This is a genomic window from Streptomyces inusitatus, assembly GCF_014651115.1.
GTDB lineage: Bacteria > Actinomycetota > Actinomycetes > Streptomycetales > Streptomycetaceae > Streptomyces > Streptomyces amakusaensis.
Map to the genome: position 1 here is coordinate 190,949 of NZ_BMWG01000004.1, position 16,535 is coordinate 207,483.

The window sequence follows — 16,535 nt, forward strand, 5'->3', positions numbered from 1 at the left end:
CCGGCGTCGGCATCGGCACATCGGGAAAGGCGTGCGCATGGAGCCCTCGAACGGCACCCGGGGCCGGGTCGTCATGCTCGTCGACAACGGCGTCAAGGCCGACTCACGCGTCCAGAAGACCGCCCGCTCCGCCGCCGAGGCGGGGTGGGACGTCATCCTGCTCGGGGTGTCGCCCACCTCGAAGATCCAGAGCTGGCGGCTCGGCGGGGCCCGCGTACGGCTGATCCCCAAACCCGCCCATCTGGAGCCGCGCCGCCACGAGCTGCGCCATCCGCTGCTGCGCCGCCCACTGGCGTACCGCTCCCAGCGGATCGCCCGCTACCGGGTGCAGACCGCCAAGGCATGGCGCTCCGACCTGGCCTTCCGCCGGGCGGCGGCGACGGCCGCGCGCGGCGGCCACCCCGGCACCAGCGCGGGCGGCTCCCCGGCCCGGCTGCTGCTGCCGAGGGCGGCGGCCAGGGCGCTCGCCGCCTGGGTCGGGCTCCGGGCCCGGGAGACCGACCGGCTCCAGCGGCTGCGCGCCCCGCTGACCGCCCCGCTGGACCGCACCTCGACCGCCCTGTGGTCGAAGCTGATGGGCGAGCGCGCCTGGCGGCGGCTGATGCCCGGCCTCTGGGACTACGAGCTGGCCTTCGCCGCCCACATCGACGCCTTCGAACCCGATCTGATCCACGCCCACGACTTCCGGATGCTCGGCGTCGGGGCCCGGGCGGCGGTCCGGGCCAGGGCCCGGGGGCGGGCGGCCAGGCTGGTCTGGGACGCGCACGAGTACGTGCCCGGGCTGCCCGCCTTCCACGGCCGCTGGCTGCCGGGCCACATCGCCTGGGAGAAGGAGCACGCGCCCTTCGCGGACGCCGTGATCACCGTCTCGCCGCCGCTGGCCCGGCTGCTCCAGGAGGAGCACCGGCTGCCAGAGCCGCCCGCCGTCGTCCTGAACGCGCCGGTGACCCGCCCGGCGGCGGACGAGCTGGCGGACGCCCCGCCGCCGGGCGATCTGCGCGCCCTGTGCCGGATCGGCCCGGACACCCCGCTGCTGGTGTACGCCGGGGGCATCAGCCCGGTGCGCGGGGTGGAGACCGTCGTCGAGGCGCTGACCGCGCTGCCCGGCGTCCATCTCGCCCTGGTGTCGGTCACCCCGAGGAAGATGAAGGCCGTCGCGAGCACCAAGGTGGCCGCAGCCCGCGCGGGCGTCGCCGACCGGGTCCACTTCCTGCCGTACGTCCCGCACTGGCAGGTGCCCCAGTTCCTGGCCCCGGCGGACGCCGCCGTCAGCCCGCTGCGCCATCTCGCCAATCACGAGCTGGCCCTGAGCAATAAATTCTTCGAGTACGCGCGGGCCGGGCTGCCGCTGCTGGTGAGCGACATCCGGACGATGGCCGAGGTGGTCGCCGAGACCGGGACGGGCGAGGTCTTCCGGGCCGGGGACGCCGAGGACTTCGCCCGGGCGGCCCGGACCGTGCTCGCCGACCCGGAGCGCTACCGCGCCGCGTACCGCGCGCCGGGGCTGCTGGAGGGCTGGACCTGGGAGGCGCAGGCCGAGATCCTGGAGGCCCTCTACAGCCGGCTGCTCCCGGACCGGCCGCCCCTCCCGCCCCCGCCGTCGTCGTCGCTCTCGGCGAGCGTGCCGTCCGGGGACTCGCGGTAGTGCGCGCCGGTGCTGGGGCACTCCCACACCCCCGGCTCCCCGCCGCGCCCGGCCGGCCGCACCAGTCGCACCCCGGCCCGGCCCACCCAGCCCACCCGCTTCGCCGGGACCCCGGCGACCAGCGCGAAGTCGGGCACGTCCCGGGTGACCACGGCCCCGGCGGCGACCATCGCCCACCGGCCGATCCGCAGCGGGGCCACGCAGACCGAGCGCGCGCCGACCGACGCGCCCTCCGCGACGCTCACCCCCACCGGCTCCCAGTCGCCCGCGCCCTTCGGCCGGCCGTCCGGATCCACGGCGCGCGGATGGCGGTCGTTGGTGAGGACCGCCGCCGGGCCGATGAAGACGCCCCGCCCCAGCACGGCGGGCTCGTAGACCAGGGCGTGGTTCTGGAGCTTGCAGTGGTCGCCGATGCGCACACCCGCGCCGACATAGGCCCCGCGCCCGATCACACACCCCTCGCCCAGCCGGGCCCCCTCCCGGATCTGGGCCAGCTCCCAGACCCGGGTGCCCGCGCCGATCTCGGCGCTCTCGTCCACCTGCGCGGTGGGCAGGACCGTACAGCTCACCGTGTCACTCCTCGCGCACCCGGGGTCCGACGTGCGCCGAGCATAGGCCCGGTTTGACCCTCCGGAGCGATTCCCCGTACCCTTGACCCTCGGTGTGTTTCCCTACACACCCATCCCCTGAGCACCCACCTCCCGTCGGTCTCCCCGGCCCGGTTTCCCGGTCCGGTCCACCCGTACGGGGGAGGCCGCTCGTCCTTCCGGATCGTCACGGCCCCCGGGCCCGTGTGAGCGGCTGGCATCAGGGGTCCGATCCGAGCGAAAGAGAGATCCGCGTGTACGCCATCGTGCGCAGCGGTGGTCGCCAGCACAAGGTTGCTGTCGGCGACATCGTTGAGGTTGACAAGATTCCCACCGCCAAGGTTGGCGACACGGTAGAGCTCTCTACCCTGCTCGTGGTCGACGGCGAAGCCGTCACCAGCGACCCGTGGGTCCTGGCCGGGATCAAGGTCACCGCCGAGATCGTGGACCACCACAAGGGCGTCAAGATCGACATCCTGCGCTACAAGAACAAGACCGGCTACCGCCGTCGCCAGGGTCACCGTCAGCAGTACACGGCGATCAAGGTCACCGGCATCCCCACGGCCGCGAAGTAAGGGACTGAGGAGACATGGCACATAAGAAGGGCGCATCGTCCACTCGGAACGGTCGCGATTCCAATGCTCAGCGGCTCGGCGTGAAGCGCTTCGGCGGTCAGGTCGTCAACGCCGGTGAGATCCTGGTCCGCCAGCGCGGCACCCACTTCCACCCGGGCTCGGGCGTCGGTCGCGGCAGCGACGACACCCTGTTCGCGCTGAGCGCCGGAGCGGTCGAGTTCGGCCGTCACCGTGGCCGCAAGGTCGTGAACATCGTTCCGGTCGCTGGCTGATCGATTTACTTCGATTTCCCGGAGCCGTAGAACGGTTTTGGCCGCGGAGTATTCCGTGAGTTTTGCGTGGAGGCGGATCTCACTTCCCTTATCGGGAAGCGGGTCCGCCTCCGCTGTGTTACAGCTAGGAAAGTTCCGTAAACAATGGAGGCACACCCATGACCACCTTCGTGGACCGCGTCGAACTGCATGTCGCCGCGGGTAACGGAGGCCACGGCTGCGCCTCCGTTCACCGGGAGAAGTTCAAGCCGCTCGGCGGCCCCGACGGCGGAAACGGCGGTCGCGGCGGCGATGTGATCCTGGTGGTGGAGCAGTCGGTGACCACCCTGCTCGACTACCACCACAGCCCGCACCGCAAGGCCACCAACGGCCAGCCCGGAGCCGGTGACAACCGCTCCGGCAAGGACGGCCAGGACCTGATCCTGCCGGTCCCGGACGGCACCGTCATCCTCGACAAGCAGGGCAATGTCCTCGCCGACCTCGTCGGCCAGGGCACCACCTTCGTCGCGGGCCAGGGCGGCCGCGGCGGCCTCGGCAACGCGGCGCTCTCCTCCGCCCGCCGCAAGGCCCCCGGCTTCGCGCTGCTCGGCGAGCCCGGCGAGTTCCGCGATGTCGTGATGGAGCTCAAGACCGTCGCCGACGTGGCGCTGGTCGGCTACCCGAGCGCAGGCAAGTCCTCGCTGATCTCGGTGCTCAGCGCCGCCAAGCCGAAGATCGCGGACTACCCCTTCACCACCCTGGTGCCCAACCTGGGCGTCGTCACCGCCGGTTCCACCGTCTACACCATCGCGGACGTCCCCGGTCTGATCCCCGGCGCCAGCCAGGGCAAGGGCCTCGGCCTGGAGTTCCTGCGCCATGTCGAGCGCTGCTCGGTGCTGGTGCACGTACTGGACACCGCGACGCTGGAGTCCGACCGCGACCCCGTCTCCGACCTCGATGTCATCGAGGCCGAGCTGAAGCAGTACGGCGGCCTGGACGACCGGCCCCGGATCGTCGTCCTCAACAAGGTCGACATCCCCGACGGCCAGGACCTCGCGGAGATGATCCGCCCCGAGCTGCTCGCCCGCGGCTACCAGGTCTTCGAGGTCTCGGCCGTCGCCCGCACCGGGCTGAAGGAGCTGTCCTTCGCCCTCGCCGGGATCATCGCCGAGGCCCGCGCCGCCAAACCCGTCGAGGAGGCCACCCGTATCGTCATCCGCCCCAAGGCGGTCGACGACACCGGCTTCACCGTCGTCCGCGAGGAGGGCGACCTCTACCGGGTGCGCGGCGAGAAGCCCGAGCGCTGGGTCCGCCAGACCGACTTCAGCAACGACGAGGCCGTCGGCTATCTGGCCGACCGGCTCAGCCGCCTCGGCGTCGAGGAGAAGCTGATGAAGGCCGGCGCGCGCGCCGGTGACGGCGTCGCCATCGGCCCCGAGGACAACGCGGTCGTCTTCGACTGGGAGCCGACCATGATGGCGGGCGCGGAGATGCTCGGCCGCCGCGGCGAGGACCACCGTCTGGAGGCCCCCCGGCCCGCCGCCCAGCGCCGCCGCGACCGCGAGGCCGAGCGGGACGACCCGCAGCGCGAGTACGACGAGTTCCACCCGTTCCAGTGACGGAACCGATCCGGTGAGGAACCGATCCGGTGACGGGAGCGATCCCGTCCCGGACCGTTTCCGTCACCGGCGGTCCCCGCCGATCCCCATGACGAAAGGCCCGAGCGCTCCGCCGGGCCTTTTCGCCGTTCCCCGCCCCCGCCGGCCGGGGGCGGTCCCCCGTCCCGCCGACGGTCCACTCTGGTCAGCGCGGCCGCCCGTACCGCTCTCGCGGACCGGGTCTCTTCGGCGTGTCCCGATGCGCCGCGGGCGGCACGGCACGCTGATGCCGTAAGTGTTCTGGAGAGCGGTAAAAGCGGTGGAAACCGCGCAAAAAGGACTGGGCGGACGAGCGGAGCACCTGTGAAGATCTCTTTCCTCATCCACACCATCTACGGAATCGGCGGGACCATCCGGACCACGCTCAATCTGGCGGAGGAACTCGCCGCCGAGCACGAGATCGAGATCGTCTCGGTCTTCCGCCACCGCAATGTCCCCCTCTTCGACATCGACCCCCGCATCACCGTCGTCCCCCTGGTCGACACCCGCCCCGGCTCGCCCGCCCAGGAGAAGGACCACCCCGAGCACCGCACCCCGGCCGTGCTCTTCCCCCGCTCGGAGGCGCGGTACGAGGAGTACAGCGCCCTCACCGACCGGCGGGTGCGCGAGCACTACGCCGCCTCCACCGCCGATGTCGTCATCGGCACCCGCCCCGGCCTGGTCGTCTACGCCGCCCGCTGCGCGCCCCCGGGCGCGGTGGTCATCGGCCAGGAGCACATGAGCCACAACCACCACAGCGAGGCCCTCCGCGAGGAGATGCGCCCCCACCTCGCCGCGCTCGACGCCTTCGTGACCGTCTCCGAGGGCGACGCGGCCGTCTGGCGGGCCCGGATGCCCCTCCCGGACACCCGGGTCCTCGCCATCCCCAACAGCGTCCCCCGGCCCGTCGTGGCCCCTTCCGCGCTGACGGCCCCCGTCGTCGTCGCCGCGGGCCGGCTCTCCCGCGAGAAGCAGTACGAGGTGCTGATCCGCGCCTTCGCCAAGGTCGTCGCCGAGCACCCGGAGTGGACCCTGCGGATCTGCGGCTCGGGCGCGGAGAAGGACCGGCTCCGCCGCTGCGTCCAGAAACATCTGATGAGCAACCACGTCCTGCTGATGGGGCCGCGCTCGCCGATCGACCCGGAGTGGGTCAAGGGCTCCGTCGCCGTCTCCACCTCCCGCCACGAGTCCTTCGGCATGACCCTCGTCGAGGCGATGCGCAACGGCCTGCCCGTCGTCAGCACCGACTGCGACTACGGCCCCCGCGAGATCCTCAAGGACGGCGAGGACGGACTGCTCACACCGGTCGGCAAGGCCGACGCGGTGGCCGCCGCGCTGCTCACGCTCATCGAGGACGAGGGACTGCGCCGCAAGATGGGGGCCGCCGCCGCCCGCAACTCCCGCCGGTTCGACCCCTCCGCCGTCGCCCGGCGGTACGCGGACCTCTTCGCCGAACTCGGCGCGGGCGACCGGGCCTCCGCCTCCCCCCTTCCGGAAGGCAGCGGCACCGGCAGCGGCACCGGCACCGGCGGCGGTACCGCGCCGGACGCCGTCTTCGAACCGGTGGCGGACTGCGTCGCGGAGGACGACGGCTCGCTGACCGTCACCCTCGTCACCCCGCCGGACGCCGTGCTCACCCACCCCGGACTGCGCCTGGTCTGCGTCCGCACCGGCGGCTCCGGCGCGGCGGACGAGCGGATCTACCCCTTCCGCCCGGACGGCACCGCGACCGTCCCGGCCGGCGACGAGTTCGCCGAGGGCCAGTGGCTCTGCACCGCCGACCGCCCCGGCGGCGGCCGCCGCACCGTACTGCTGAGCCGCTCGGTCGACCAGCGCGGCTCGCTCCTCGCCCCCGGCCGGCTCGTCCCCGGCTCCGGGGTGCGCCACCGGGTGCCCCACCGGCGCGGCCCCCGCCACCAGCTCGCACTGCGCTCCTGGGTACGGCCCGTGCACGCCGAGGCCGGCGACATCAGCCGCTCCGGCACCCGGCTCACCCTCCGGGGCCGGCTGCTGGGCCCCGCCCTGCCCGCGGGCCGCCCCGAGCTGGTCCTGCGCCGCCGGGGCGGTCCCGAGGAGGAGATCGTCCTCCCCGCCGACCGGGAGGGCCCGCACGGCTTCCTGGCCGTCATCGACGGCGAGACGCCCGCCGCCCGCCAGCTGACCCCGAACGACGTCTGGGAGGTCTGGCTGCGCCCGGCCCCCGGCCGGGAGCCGGTGCGGGTCGCCCGTCTCCTCGACGACGTCGTCGACAAGAGCGGAGTCTTCGTCTACCCGGACGCCCTCACCCACAAGCGCCGCCCGCTGCTGCTGCCGCGCCGGGTGCTGCGCAGGCTGTTCGGCAGGCCCCAGCGGCTGGTGAAAGTCTCACTCGGCTACGAGGGGGACAATGGACTCGTCCTGAGACTCACCGACCGGCCCACCGACCGGTCCGCCAAGCGATGACGGCGGACCCGGCGGACCCGGCGGACCCGTCCGCCGATGACGGCGACCCGCCCCGCCAGGGGCGCAAACCCGCCTCGTCTGTGGCGTCCGTCACGGCCCGATCGAGGGTCCCCGGCCCCAACCTCCCTGGCCACCGAGTGAACGCGCGGTGGACCCGGGGGAAGTGTCCCCCCATACCCGCCTTGCGATGCGGTCACACAGAGTGCGACCATCGCACCGTCTCACTCGTCTGAAGGTAGGTCGTTCTGTGTCTGTGCCGCACGAAGCCAAGCCCCGTACCACGGCAGTCGTCCTCGCCGGGGGTACCGGCCAGCGCGTGGGTCTGTCGATCCCGAAGCAGCTGCTGAAGATCGCCGGCAAGGCTGTCATCGAGCACACACTGACGATCTTCCAGCAGGCCGACTCCATCGACGATGTGATCGTGCTGATGGCCCCCGGGTTCGTACCCGACGTCGAGAAGATCGTCGCCAAGGCCGGACTGACCAAGGTCACCAAGGTCATCGAGGGCGGCTCCACCCGCAACGAGACCACCGAGCGCGCCATCGCCGCCCTCGGCGAGGGCCTGGCCGAGGGCGAGGACCGCAATGTCCTCTTCCACGACGCCGTCCGCCCGCTGCTGTCACAGCGAGTGATCCAGGACTGCGTGGACGCGCTGGAGCGCTACCAGGCCGTCGACGTCGCTATCCCCTCCGCGGACACCATCATCGTGACCCGCACCCACGGCGAGGACGGCGAGTTCATCACCGACGTGCCGGACCGCTCCCGGCTGCGCCGCGGCCAGACCCCGCAGGCGTTCAAGCTCTCCACCATCCGCCGGGCCTACGAGGTCGCCGCCGGGGACCCCAACTTCCAGGCCACCGACGACTGCTCGGTGGTCCTGAAGTACCTGCCCGACGTGCCGATCCACGTGGTCGCGGGCGACGAGTACAACATGAAGGTCACCCAGCCCGTCGATGTCTTCATCACGGACAAGCTCTTCCAGCTCGCCTCCACCGCCGCCCCCCGCCAGGCCGACGAGGCCGCCTACCGCGAGCTGCTGGAAGGCCGCACGCTGGTCGTCTTCGGCGGCTCCTACGGCATCGGCGCGGACATCGCCGAGCTGGCCAGGACCTACGGCGCCCAGGTCTACGCGCTGGGCCGCTCCACCACCGGCACCCATGTCGAGAACCCGGAGCACGTGGACGACGCCCTCTCCAAGGCGTACTCCGAGACCGGCCGGATCGACTACGTCATCAACACCGCGGGCGTCCTGCGCATCGGCAAGCTCGCCGAGACGGACAACAGCACCATCCAGGAAGCGCTGAACGTCAATTACCTGGCCCCGGTGCAGATCGCCCGTGCCTCGTACAAGTACCTGGCGGAGACCAAGGGCCAGCTGCTGCTCTACACCTCCTCCAGCTATACCCGAGGCCGTGCCGAGTACAGCCTTTACTCCTCCACCAAGGCCGCCATGGTGAATCTGACCCAGGCGCTCTCCGACGAGTGGGCGAATGACGGGATCCGCGTCAACTGCGTCAATCCCGAGCGGACCGCGACCCCGATGCGCACCAAGGCCTTCGGCGCGGAGCCCGCGGGCAGCCTCCTCTCCTCCGAGGCCGTCGCGCGCACCTCTCTCGACGTACTGCTCTCGGAGCTGACCGGCCATGTCATCGACGTGCGCCAGCAGGACCCGACCCGGGGCGCGAGCGAGGCGTCCGGATTTGAACAGGCACTCGCCGCGGTCCTGACCCGCGAAGAAGATATGCAATAATTCGCTGTTAAAGCGATGAATGCTGCCACAGCAGTTTCACAGCAGTTTTACGGGCCTCCATGCCCCTCCCTGTGTGCGAAATGCCGGGGATACCGGGGGCGTGGGGGCCCGGCCGTGCGCTGTGTGAAGTCCTGACTCCGCCTTCGGGTTGCGAAGTTCCGGATTCGCAATTCTCGCAAAGAGGATCAAATCACACCCTTGGAGCAGGTTCTTCGTGATTTCCACAGCCATTCGTCTGGCGCGCGTCGGCAGCCTGTCCGAGCTGGCCGCCGCGGTTCTCCTCGGACTCGGCTATCCCTGCGTCATGATCGCCGCACTGCTGCCGAACGTCTGGATGTTCGCCGCCGCGGCGACCGCCACCTACGCGGCCGACTGGTATCTGCACCGCAAGGGCAGCTATCTGATCAACCGCCTCGGCAAGGTGCGCGTCGGCATCACCATCCGCTTCCTGCTGCGCCAGGTGATGCTGATCCTGCTGCTCGCCCGTGAGGGCCTCGCCGAGACCACGCTCTTCTACGTGGCCGTCGCCGGCTTCCTGATCTTCTACGGCATCCAGGCCCCGCACGGCGCGCTGGTGACCCTGATCCGGCTCCGCCGCGGCATGCCGGTCGTCACCCGCAACGTCGACCTCCAGGCCCTCGGCATCCCCGACGCGCCGCCGGCCGCCCTCCGGGTCCGCGCCGCCGAGAAGATACTGCACATGGACATCCCGGCGGTCCTCGGCGTGCTGCTCGCCACCGCCCTGAACCGGGACGCCATCGGCTACGCGGGCCTCGCCGTCAGCCTCGGCCTCGCCGTGCTCTACATCCTGGCGCTCGCCCCGTATCTGCGCCGCAAGCGCCGGGTCCCGGCCGCCCCGGAGGTCCTCGAAGCGGTCAGCGACTGGCTGCGCGAGTACCGGCCCACCGTCGTCCTGTACTTCTCCGGCTCCAAGGAGTCCGCCTACCAGGCCAACATGTGGCTGGAGACGATGGAGAACGTCGACGGCCGGCCGCTGATCATCATGCGCGAGCGCGGACTGGTCAACAAGCTCCACCCGACCACCGTCCCCGTCATCTGCGTCCCCGGCGCGACCCACCTGATGAACATGGACCTCTCCTCGGTCCGGGTGGCGCTCTACGCGGCCAACGTCGGCAAGAACATCCACCTGCTGCGCGTGCCCACCATCCAGCACGTCTTCATCGGCCACGGCGACAGCGACAAGCTCGCCAGCGTCAACCCGTACAGCAAGGTGTACGACGAGGTCTGGACCGCCGGCCGGGCCGGCCGCGACCGCTACGCCCTCGCCGACGTCGGCGTCCGCGACGACGACATCGTCGAGGTCGGACGCCCCCAGCTCGCGCCCATCAAGTCCTGGACCGGCACCCCGAAGAACCCCATCCCGACGGTGCTCTACGCGCCCACCTGGGAGGGCTGGGACGACAACCCGGGCAACACCTCGCTGCTGCTCGCCGGCGAGAACATCATCAGCCGGCTGCTGACCGCCGAGCACCCGGTGCGCGTGATCTACAAGCCGCACCCCTTCACCGGCATCCGCGACAAGGAGGCCAAGGTCGTCCACCAGCGGATCCGGGCGATGATCGCGGAGTCCAACGAGGCCCGTCTCACCGACCCCCGCTGGTCGGGACAGGCCGAGTCCGCCAAGCCCGCGCAGGAGGCCGCCCGCGAGGAGATGGCCCGCATCTCGGCCGAGCTGACCGCGCTCGCCAAGCCGGGCCGCGCGCGCCGCGACTCTGCCGAGGAGTCGCGCGACTCGCTCGCCGACCCGCAGCGACTGGAGCGGATCAAGGAGCTCCGGGCCGAGTGGAACGAGGCCTACTGGCTCTCCAAGGGCTGGTGGGAGCACCTGGTCGTGACCGGTGCCGAGCCCAAGCTGTACGACTGCTTCAACGAGTCCGACGCGATGGTCTCCGACATCTCCAGCGTGGTCTCGGACTTCATGGCCAGCGGCAAGCCGTACGCCCTGACCGACTCCGCCGAGCTGGGCGCCGCCGAGTTCCAGCGCCAGAACACCGCCGCCCGCGCGGCGGTCGTCCTGACCAACAGCGCGGAGGAGCTGGACGTGCTGCTGGCGGCCGTCGCCTCCCCGGAGCGCGATCTGCTGGCGGCGGACCGCCAGGAGCTGAAGGAGTACCTCCTCGGCCCCGACAGCCCCTCCTCCATGGAGCGCTTCAACGCCGCCGTACAGGCCCTCGCGGCCGAGTCCGAGGCCCGCAACCTGGGCGTCGAGCAGCGGCTGAACGAAGAGGCGCAGTTCGAGCTGAACCTTCAGCCCGACGCCGGACCGGAGGCCGTCCCGGCCGAGGCCGAGTCCCTCGACCGGGCCTGACCCAACCGGCCTCACCGGCCACACCAGCGCCGCCAGGGCCCGCACGGCATCCGCCGTGCGGGCCCGGCCGGCTGTCCAGCCGGTGAAATGCCGGGGCGTCCGGGGCCCGCCCTGACATAGATTCCCTCTGTGACAGTGGCAAGACAGCAGGTAACCCAGGCCCGCAGGATCGTCGTCAAGGTCGGCTCCTCCTCCCTGACCACCGCCTCGGGCGGCCTCGACGCCGACCGGGTGGACGCGCTCGTGGACGTGCTCGCGACGGTCCGGTCGGGAGGCGAGAAGGAGATCGTCCTGGTCTCCTCCGGCGCGATCGCGGCCGGGCTCGCGCCCCTGGGCCTGGCCCGCCGCCCCAAGGACCTCGCCCGCCAGCAGGCCGCCGCCAGCGTCGGCCAGGGCCTTCTGGTCGCCCGCTACACCGCCTCTTTCGCCCGCTACGGCGTACGGGTCGGCCAGGTGCTGCTCACCGGCGACGACACCAGCCGCCGCGCCCACTACCGCAACGCCTACCGGACCCTGGACCAGCTGCTCGCCATGGGCGCAGTCCCCGTGGTCAACGAGAACGACACCGTCGCCACCGACGAGATCCGCTTCGGCGACAACGACCGGCTGGCCGCCCTGGTCGCCCATCTCGTCCGCGCCGATCTGCTGGTCCTCCTCTCGGACGTGGACGGGCTCTACGACGGGGATCCGGCCAGGCCCGGCAGCTCCCGCGTCGACGAGGTGCGCGGCCCCGCCGACATCGCCCATGTCGAGACCGGCGGCGCGGGCAGGGCGGGCGTCGGCACCGGAGGCATGGCCACCAAGGTGGAGGCCGCCAGGATCGCGGCCGCGGCCGGCGTCCCGGTCGTCCTCACCTCCGCCGTGCACGCCGCCGACGCGCTCGCCGGCAGAAGCACCGGCACCTTCTTCCACCGCACCGGACGCCGCTCGGCGGACCGGCTGCTCTGGCTCGCCCACGCCTCCACCCCGCGGGGCGCGCTGATCCTCGACGACGGAGCGGTGGAAGCGGTCGTCCACGGCCGCAAGTCGCTGCTGCCGGCCGGGATCGCCGCGGTCGAGGGCGAGTTCAGCGCCGGGGACCCGGTGGAGCTGCGCGACGCCCGGGGCGGCGCGATCGCCCGGGGGCTGGTCAACTTCGACGCCAAGGAGATCCCCCAGCTCCTCGGCCGCTCCACCCGCGACCTCGCCAGGGAGCTGGGTCCCGAGTACGAGAGGGAAGTCGTACACAGGGACGATCTGGTCGTCCTGCACCCCTGAAACGGCTGAAAGTCCCGCCAACCAACAGGGACCTTTACCAAAACCACCCCATGTTCCGTCCAGGACTGGTCAACTTTGTTGCGGGGGATGCCGGGGTACAAGCAGGACGACACATGCAAACAGGAGGCCGCCGGTGAGACGAGCGCGCCCAGGGGATGTGCCCCGAGGAACCGGGGGCGTCCCGAACATCCGCAGGACCGCGGGCGACCACACCCGAAGGACGGCGGGTGAGAAACGACCCCTGACGAGTGTCGAGGCGGGCGCCGACTTCGAGGGCGCCGACTTCGACGACTCCGAGGAGGGGCACGAACAGGACCGGGCGGAGCGGCGGCCGCGTTCCCGGGGCGAGGGCCGGGCGCCGCACCCCGGCCCGGCGGGCCGGACGGGAGAGGCACAGGCCCGCGCCGAGGAACGGACGCAGTCCAAGCTCTGGCACATCACCCTCAGCGTCGCCGGCGCCGAGGCACCGCTCAAGGAGGTCAGGCGTGGTCTCGAACAGCTGGCCCATGACCACCCCTTCCTGCTGACCAGCCGGTACGCGGTCGATCACGCCGAGATCCGGTACTGGGAGGAGGCACAGGACCTGCACGACGCGGCGGCCGTCGCGCTCCGGCTGTGGGGCGAGCACCGCTCCACGTCGAAGCTGCCGCCGTGGAAGATCGTGGGGCTGGAGGTCATCGACCGGCAGACCTACCACCAGCGGATCGCGGAGGGCTACGGCCCGCCGCCCGCGTCCCCGGTGGGTGTCCATCCCTTCTGAGCACCCGGGGTCTCCATCTCGCAGTGCGGGACAAGACGGAATACGGGCCGGACGGCTGCGGCGAGCGCACTACCCTGCGGGTATGACCACGCCCTCGCCGCTTTCGCCGTACGACAACCTCACCCCGGTCACCCAGGCTGCCTACCGGGCCCGCTCCGCGGCCGCCGACCTCGCGCCACTGCCGCGCTCGGCGAAGGACGACGCGCTGCTGGCGATCGCCGACGCGCTTGAGGTCCGTACGAGTGAAGTCGTCTCGGCCAATGCCGAGGACATCGCCCGCGCCAGGGAGGCGGGCACCAGCGAGTCGATCATCGACCGGCTCACGCTCACCCCGGAGCGGGTGCGGGCGATCGCCGCCGACGTCCGCCATGTCGCCGCCCTGCCCGACCCGGTCGGCGAGGTGGTGCGCGGCTCCACCCTGCCCAACGGCATCGATCTGCGGCAGATCAGGGTGCCCCTCGGCGTGGTCGGCATCATCTACGAGGCCCGGCCCAATGTCACCGTCGACGCCGCCGCCCTCTGCCTCAAGTCGGGCAACGCGGTCCTGCTGCGCGGCTCCTCCTCCGCGTACTCCTCCAACACGGCGCTGGTGCGGGTGCTCCGCGACGCGATCGGCGGGGCGGGGCTGCCCGCCGACGCGATCCAGCTGGTGCCCGGGGAGTCCCGCGACTCGGTCCAGGAGCTGATGCGCGCCCGGGGCCTGGTGGACGTGCTGATCCCGCGCGGCGGCGCGGGCCTGATCCGCACGGTGGTCGAGCAGTCCACCGTCCCTGTCATCGAGACCGGCACCGGCAACTGCCATGTGTATGTCGACGCCGAGACCGACATCGACATGGCCGTCGACATCCTGATCAACTCCAAGGCCCAGCGCCCCAGCGTCTGCAACGCGGCCGAGAGCCTCCTCGTCCACCAGGACATCGCCGCGGCCTTCCTGCCGCGCGCCCTGGACGCCCTCGCGGAGGCCGGGGTCACCGTCCACGGCGACGAGCGGGTGCGGGCGCACGCCGCCGAGGCCGGGACCAAGGCCACGGTCGTCGCGGCCACCCCGGAGGACTGGGAGACCGAGTACCTCTCCTACGACATCGCCGCCGCGGTGGTGGACTCGCTGGACGCGGCGGTGGCCCACATCCGGCTCTGGTCCTCCGGCCACACCGAGGCGATCGTCACCACCTCGCAGGCGGCGGCCCGCCGCTTCACCCAATTGGTCGACTCCACCACGGTCGCGGTGAACGCCTCCACCCGCTTCACCGACGGCGGCCAGTTCGGCTTCGGCGCGGAGATCGGCATCTCCACCCAGAAGCTGCACGCCCGAGGCCCCATGGGGCTGCCCGAGCTGACCTCCACGAAGTACATCGTCACCGGCGACGGCCATATCCGCTGAACCTCCCTCCACCACTTCGCACCCTCCGCCCGCCCGGCGCGCGACCGGTCGCGCGGGCGGAGGGAGAGTTCCTCCTCGGTCTGCCCAAACCCGGCGGCCGGGTCTACTCTGATGGCGTGCCGGACGACGTGGGGGGCAGGCCGTTCCCGGACGGCTGGGAGCCCGACGACGACCGCGGAGGCGCGGACGAGGACTTCGCCCCCGTGGTGTTCGACGAGGACTTCGTCAAGGCCGCCCTGATCCGCGAACCCAGCGCCGTCGAACGCCTGCTGGCCGCCGCCCGGGCCCGCGCCGAGGCCGAGGCCGCCCGCGCCGCCGCCGCGGCCCATGACGACGGACACGGCCTCCACGACCGCGACCGGCTCCGGGACGACGAGAGTCACCCCGACGACGAGGACGGCCCCTACGGCAGCCACGGCGGCGCTCTGCGCCCCTACCGGGGCACCGCCCGCTGGCACCGCCCGGTGGCCTGGGTGCTCGCCCTGCTGATGGGCATCGGGATGGTCGCGCTCGCCTTCACCGCCGTGTACCGGGGAGCCTCAGGCAGCCGCCAGGACCAGGTGCCCGCGCCCGCGACCAGCGGTGTCGACGCCACCACCTCCACCGCCGACCGGCTCGTCGTCCCCTCCCTCTCCACCGGCCCCGGAGCGCCCTGACCCCCCTTCGCCGCGCTCCCCACGCACCCGCCCATGAACACCTTCGTGGGAACTCGTCAGAGTTTGTCGCCCCCTGCGGTGTTTATCAGGGCTCCGCCAGACCGAGCCTCAAGGTATGGCAGGTCGGGGAGACCCGCCTGAGGGAACACCCGAGGGAACACCCGAAGGGCTTCCCGGGGGCGGAGAGGACGAGTACCGGTTCGTCGTCTTCGACGAATCGTTCGTACAGGCTGCGCGGCTTCAGGAGTTCTCCGCGACGGAGCGGATGGGCCCCCACGCGCCCGCCGTGCGCTCGCTCCCCGTCTGGCGTCTTGGAACCGGTTCCACACCGGCCCTCCTCCTGGTCCTGGTCGTGGCCGTCGCCGTCGTCTTCGGCACGGCGATCTATCTGAGCCTCCGCCCGCCGCACCACACCTCGCCCGCGAAACGGGCCGAACCCCTGCGCGTCACCCTGATCCCCCTCGCCCCCTCGGGCCCTGTCCCCGGCGGCACCCCCACCGATCTCCAGGCCCGCGGCCCCGCCGCGCGATTCCGCGCCGGCGCCGCGGGGATCGCCCTCCCCGGCGTCCGCCCCACCGAGAACTTCTCCGTGAGCCAGGTGATGGCCGCGCTCACCACCGCCAAGGACTATCTGGTGGAATCCTCGCTCGACCCCGATGTGCTCACCGGCGGTGCGATCCGGCCGGTGCGGGTGCTGCTCGACCCCGACCAACTGGAGCAGTTCGACCGCAGCATGGCCAGGCCCGCCGCGGACGGCCGCCACGCCGCCACCGGCTGGCTGGTCCGCTACGACCCGGCCGAGGTCGCCCTCGCCGCCCCGGAGGTGCGCGTCGGGGGCACTCTCCATGTCACCGAGACGAGCCCCGACACCCTGGAAGTGACCTCGGACCACACCTTCGCCTATGTCCTCCGCCCCGCCGGGGACACCGCTCCCGCCGCCCGGAGCGGCGCGGGCGGGGCCTCGCTCTTCACCGTCCGCCGGGAGCTGCGCTTCCGGTTCGACCGGGAGGATCTTCTGAGGCACCGGACGGAGCTGCTGACCAGCTCGGTACAGGCAGGACCGCAGAGCTGCTCGGCCGAGACCGCCGGGGTGCTGCGCCCGCTGCTGGCGGGCCGCAGCCCGTCCACCCGCGCCCCGGCCGGCACCGACCCGTACGCGCTGGGCGACACCACTCCGGCGCTCTGCGGCTCCCTCGCCCCGGGGGCCCAGCCCCACCACCCGCTCCGGCCCCGGGCCCCCGGCCGCTGACCGGGCCCCGGCCGGC

General features: G+C 72.2%; 13 protein-coding genes. 12 read left to right on the plus strand and 1 reads right to left on the minus strand.

All coding sequences use genetic code 11. The annotated features are described in order from the left end of the window. Positions 1-37: 37 nt before the first annotated feature. Complete coding sequence (locus tag IE247_RS10305) at positions 38-1,645, plus strand: glycosyltransferase family 4 protein (protein ID WP_229868988.1); 1,608 nt, start codon at positions 38-40, stop codon at positions 1,643-1,645. Here the strand turns inward: IE247_RS10305 and IE247_RS10310 are convergent. After that, a complete protein-coding gene (locus IE247_RS10310) occupies positions 1,555-2,214 on the minus strand; it encodes an acyltransferase (protein WP_190122683.1) in 660 nt (219 codons plus the stop codon). The genes IE247_RS10305 and IE247_RS10310 overlap by 91 nt on opposite strands. 272 nt (positions 2,215-2,486) lie before the next feature. Here IE247_RS10310 and rplU point away from each other — a divergent pair, with 272 nt between their 5' ends. The 11 genes from rplU to IE247_RS10365 all read left to right on the plus strand — a co-directional run bounded on the left by rplU (position 2,487) and on the right by IE247_RS10365 (position 16,519). Further along, positions 2,487-2,807, plus strand: coding sequence for a 50S ribosomal protein L21 (rplU, locus tag IE247_RS10315; protein WP_190122684.1), 321 nt, complete (start codon positions 2,487-2,489; stop codon positions 2,805-2,807). A gap of 14 nt (positions 2,808-2,821) precedes the next feature. Beyond that, positions 2,822-3,079 carry a 50S ribosomal protein L27 gene (gene rpmA / locus IE247_RS10320; RefSeq protein ID WP_190122685.1) on the plus strand — a complete coding sequence of 86 codons (258 nt, stop codon included), beginning with the start codon at positions 2,822-2,824 and terminating at the stop codon, positions 3,077-3,079. Between the two features lie 158 nt (positions 3,080-3,237). After that, positions 3,238-4,677, plus strand: coding sequence for a GTPase ObgE (gene obgE, locus IE247_RS10325; protein WP_190122686.1), 1,440 nt, complete (start codon positions 3,238-3,240; stop codon positions 4,675-4,677). A gap of 342 nt (positions 4,678-5,019) precedes the next feature. Next, positions 5,020-7,137: a glycosyltransferase family 4 protein gene (locus IE247_RS10330; protein ID WP_190122687.1), complete on the plus strand. Its 2,118-nt coding sequence runs from the start codon at positions 5,020-5,022 to the stop codon at positions 7,135-7,137. A gap of 247 nt (positions 7,138-7,384) precedes the next feature. Beyond that, positions 7,385-8,887: a bifunctional cytidylyltransferase/SDR family oxidoreductase gene (locus IE247_RS10335; RefSeq protein WP_190122688.1), complete on the plus strand. Its 1,503-nt coding sequence runs from the start codon at positions 7,385-7,387 to the stop codon at positions 8,885-8,887. 214 nt (positions 8,888-9,101) lie between these two features. Then, the gene (locus tag IE247_RS10340) at positions 9,102-11,216 is read left to right on the plus strand and encodes a CDP-glycerol glycerophosphotransferase family protein (RefSeq protein WP_190122689.1); all 2,115 of its coding nucleotides are present in this window, start codon (positions 9,102-9,104) and stop codon (positions 11,214-11,216) included. A gap of 129 nt (positions 11,217-11,345) precedes the next feature. After that, a complete protein-coding gene (proB, locus tag IE247_RS10345) occupies positions 11,346-12,473 on the plus strand; it encodes a glutamate 5-kinase (protein WP_190122690.1) in 1,128 nt (375 codons plus the stop codon). A 133-nt stretch (positions 12,474-12,606) separates the two neighbouring features. After that, complete coding sequence (locus tag IE247_RS10350) at positions 12,607-13,233, plus strand: DUF8830 family protein (RefSeq protein WP_190122691.1); 627 nt, start codon at positions 12,607-12,609, stop codon at positions 13,231-13,233. Positions 13,234-13,315: 82 nt separating this feature from the next. Beyond that, entirely contained in the window at positions 13,316-14,614 is a 1,299-nt protein-coding gene (locus IE247_RS10355) for a glutamate-5-semialdehyde dehydrogenase (protein ID WP_190122692.1), read from the plus strand. A gap of 116 nt (positions 14,615-14,730) precedes the next feature. After that, positions 14,731-15,270, plus strand: a complete 540-nt coding sequence (locus tag IE247_RS10360) for an SCO2584 family spore wall biosynthesis protein (RefSeq protein WP_190122693.1) — start codon at positions 14,731-14,733, stop codon at positions 15,268-15,270. Between the two features lie 115 nt (positions 15,271-15,385). After that, positions 15,386-16,519, plus strand: coding sequence for an SCO2583 family membrane protein (locus IE247_RS10365; protein ID WP_190122694.1), 1,134 nt, complete (start codon positions 15,386-15,388; stop codon positions 16,517-16,519). Positions 16,520-16,535 lie beyond the last annotated feature (16 nt).

Bases quoted from the DNA above. Each gene is read 5' to 3' on its own strand.
- rpmA (WP_190122685.1), top strand. From the start codon at position 2,822: ATGGCACATAAGAAGGGCGCATCGTCCACTCGGAACGGTCGCGATTCC.
- IE247_RS10305 (WP_229868988.1), top strand. From the start codon at position 38: ATGGAGCCCTCGAACGGCACCCGGGGCCGGGTCGTCATGCTCGTCGAC.
- IE247_RS10365 (WP_190122694.1), top strand. From the start codon at position 15,386: ATGGCAGGTCGGGGAGACCCGCCTGAGGGAACACCCGAGGGAACACCC.
- obgE (WP_190122686.1), top strand. From the start codon at position 3,238: ATGACCACCTTCGTGGACCGCGTCGAACTGCATGTCGCCGCGGGTAAC.
- IE247_RS10355 (WP_190122692.1), top strand. From the start codon at position 13,316: ATGACCACGCCCTCGCCGCTTTCGCCGTACGACAACCTCACCCCGGTC.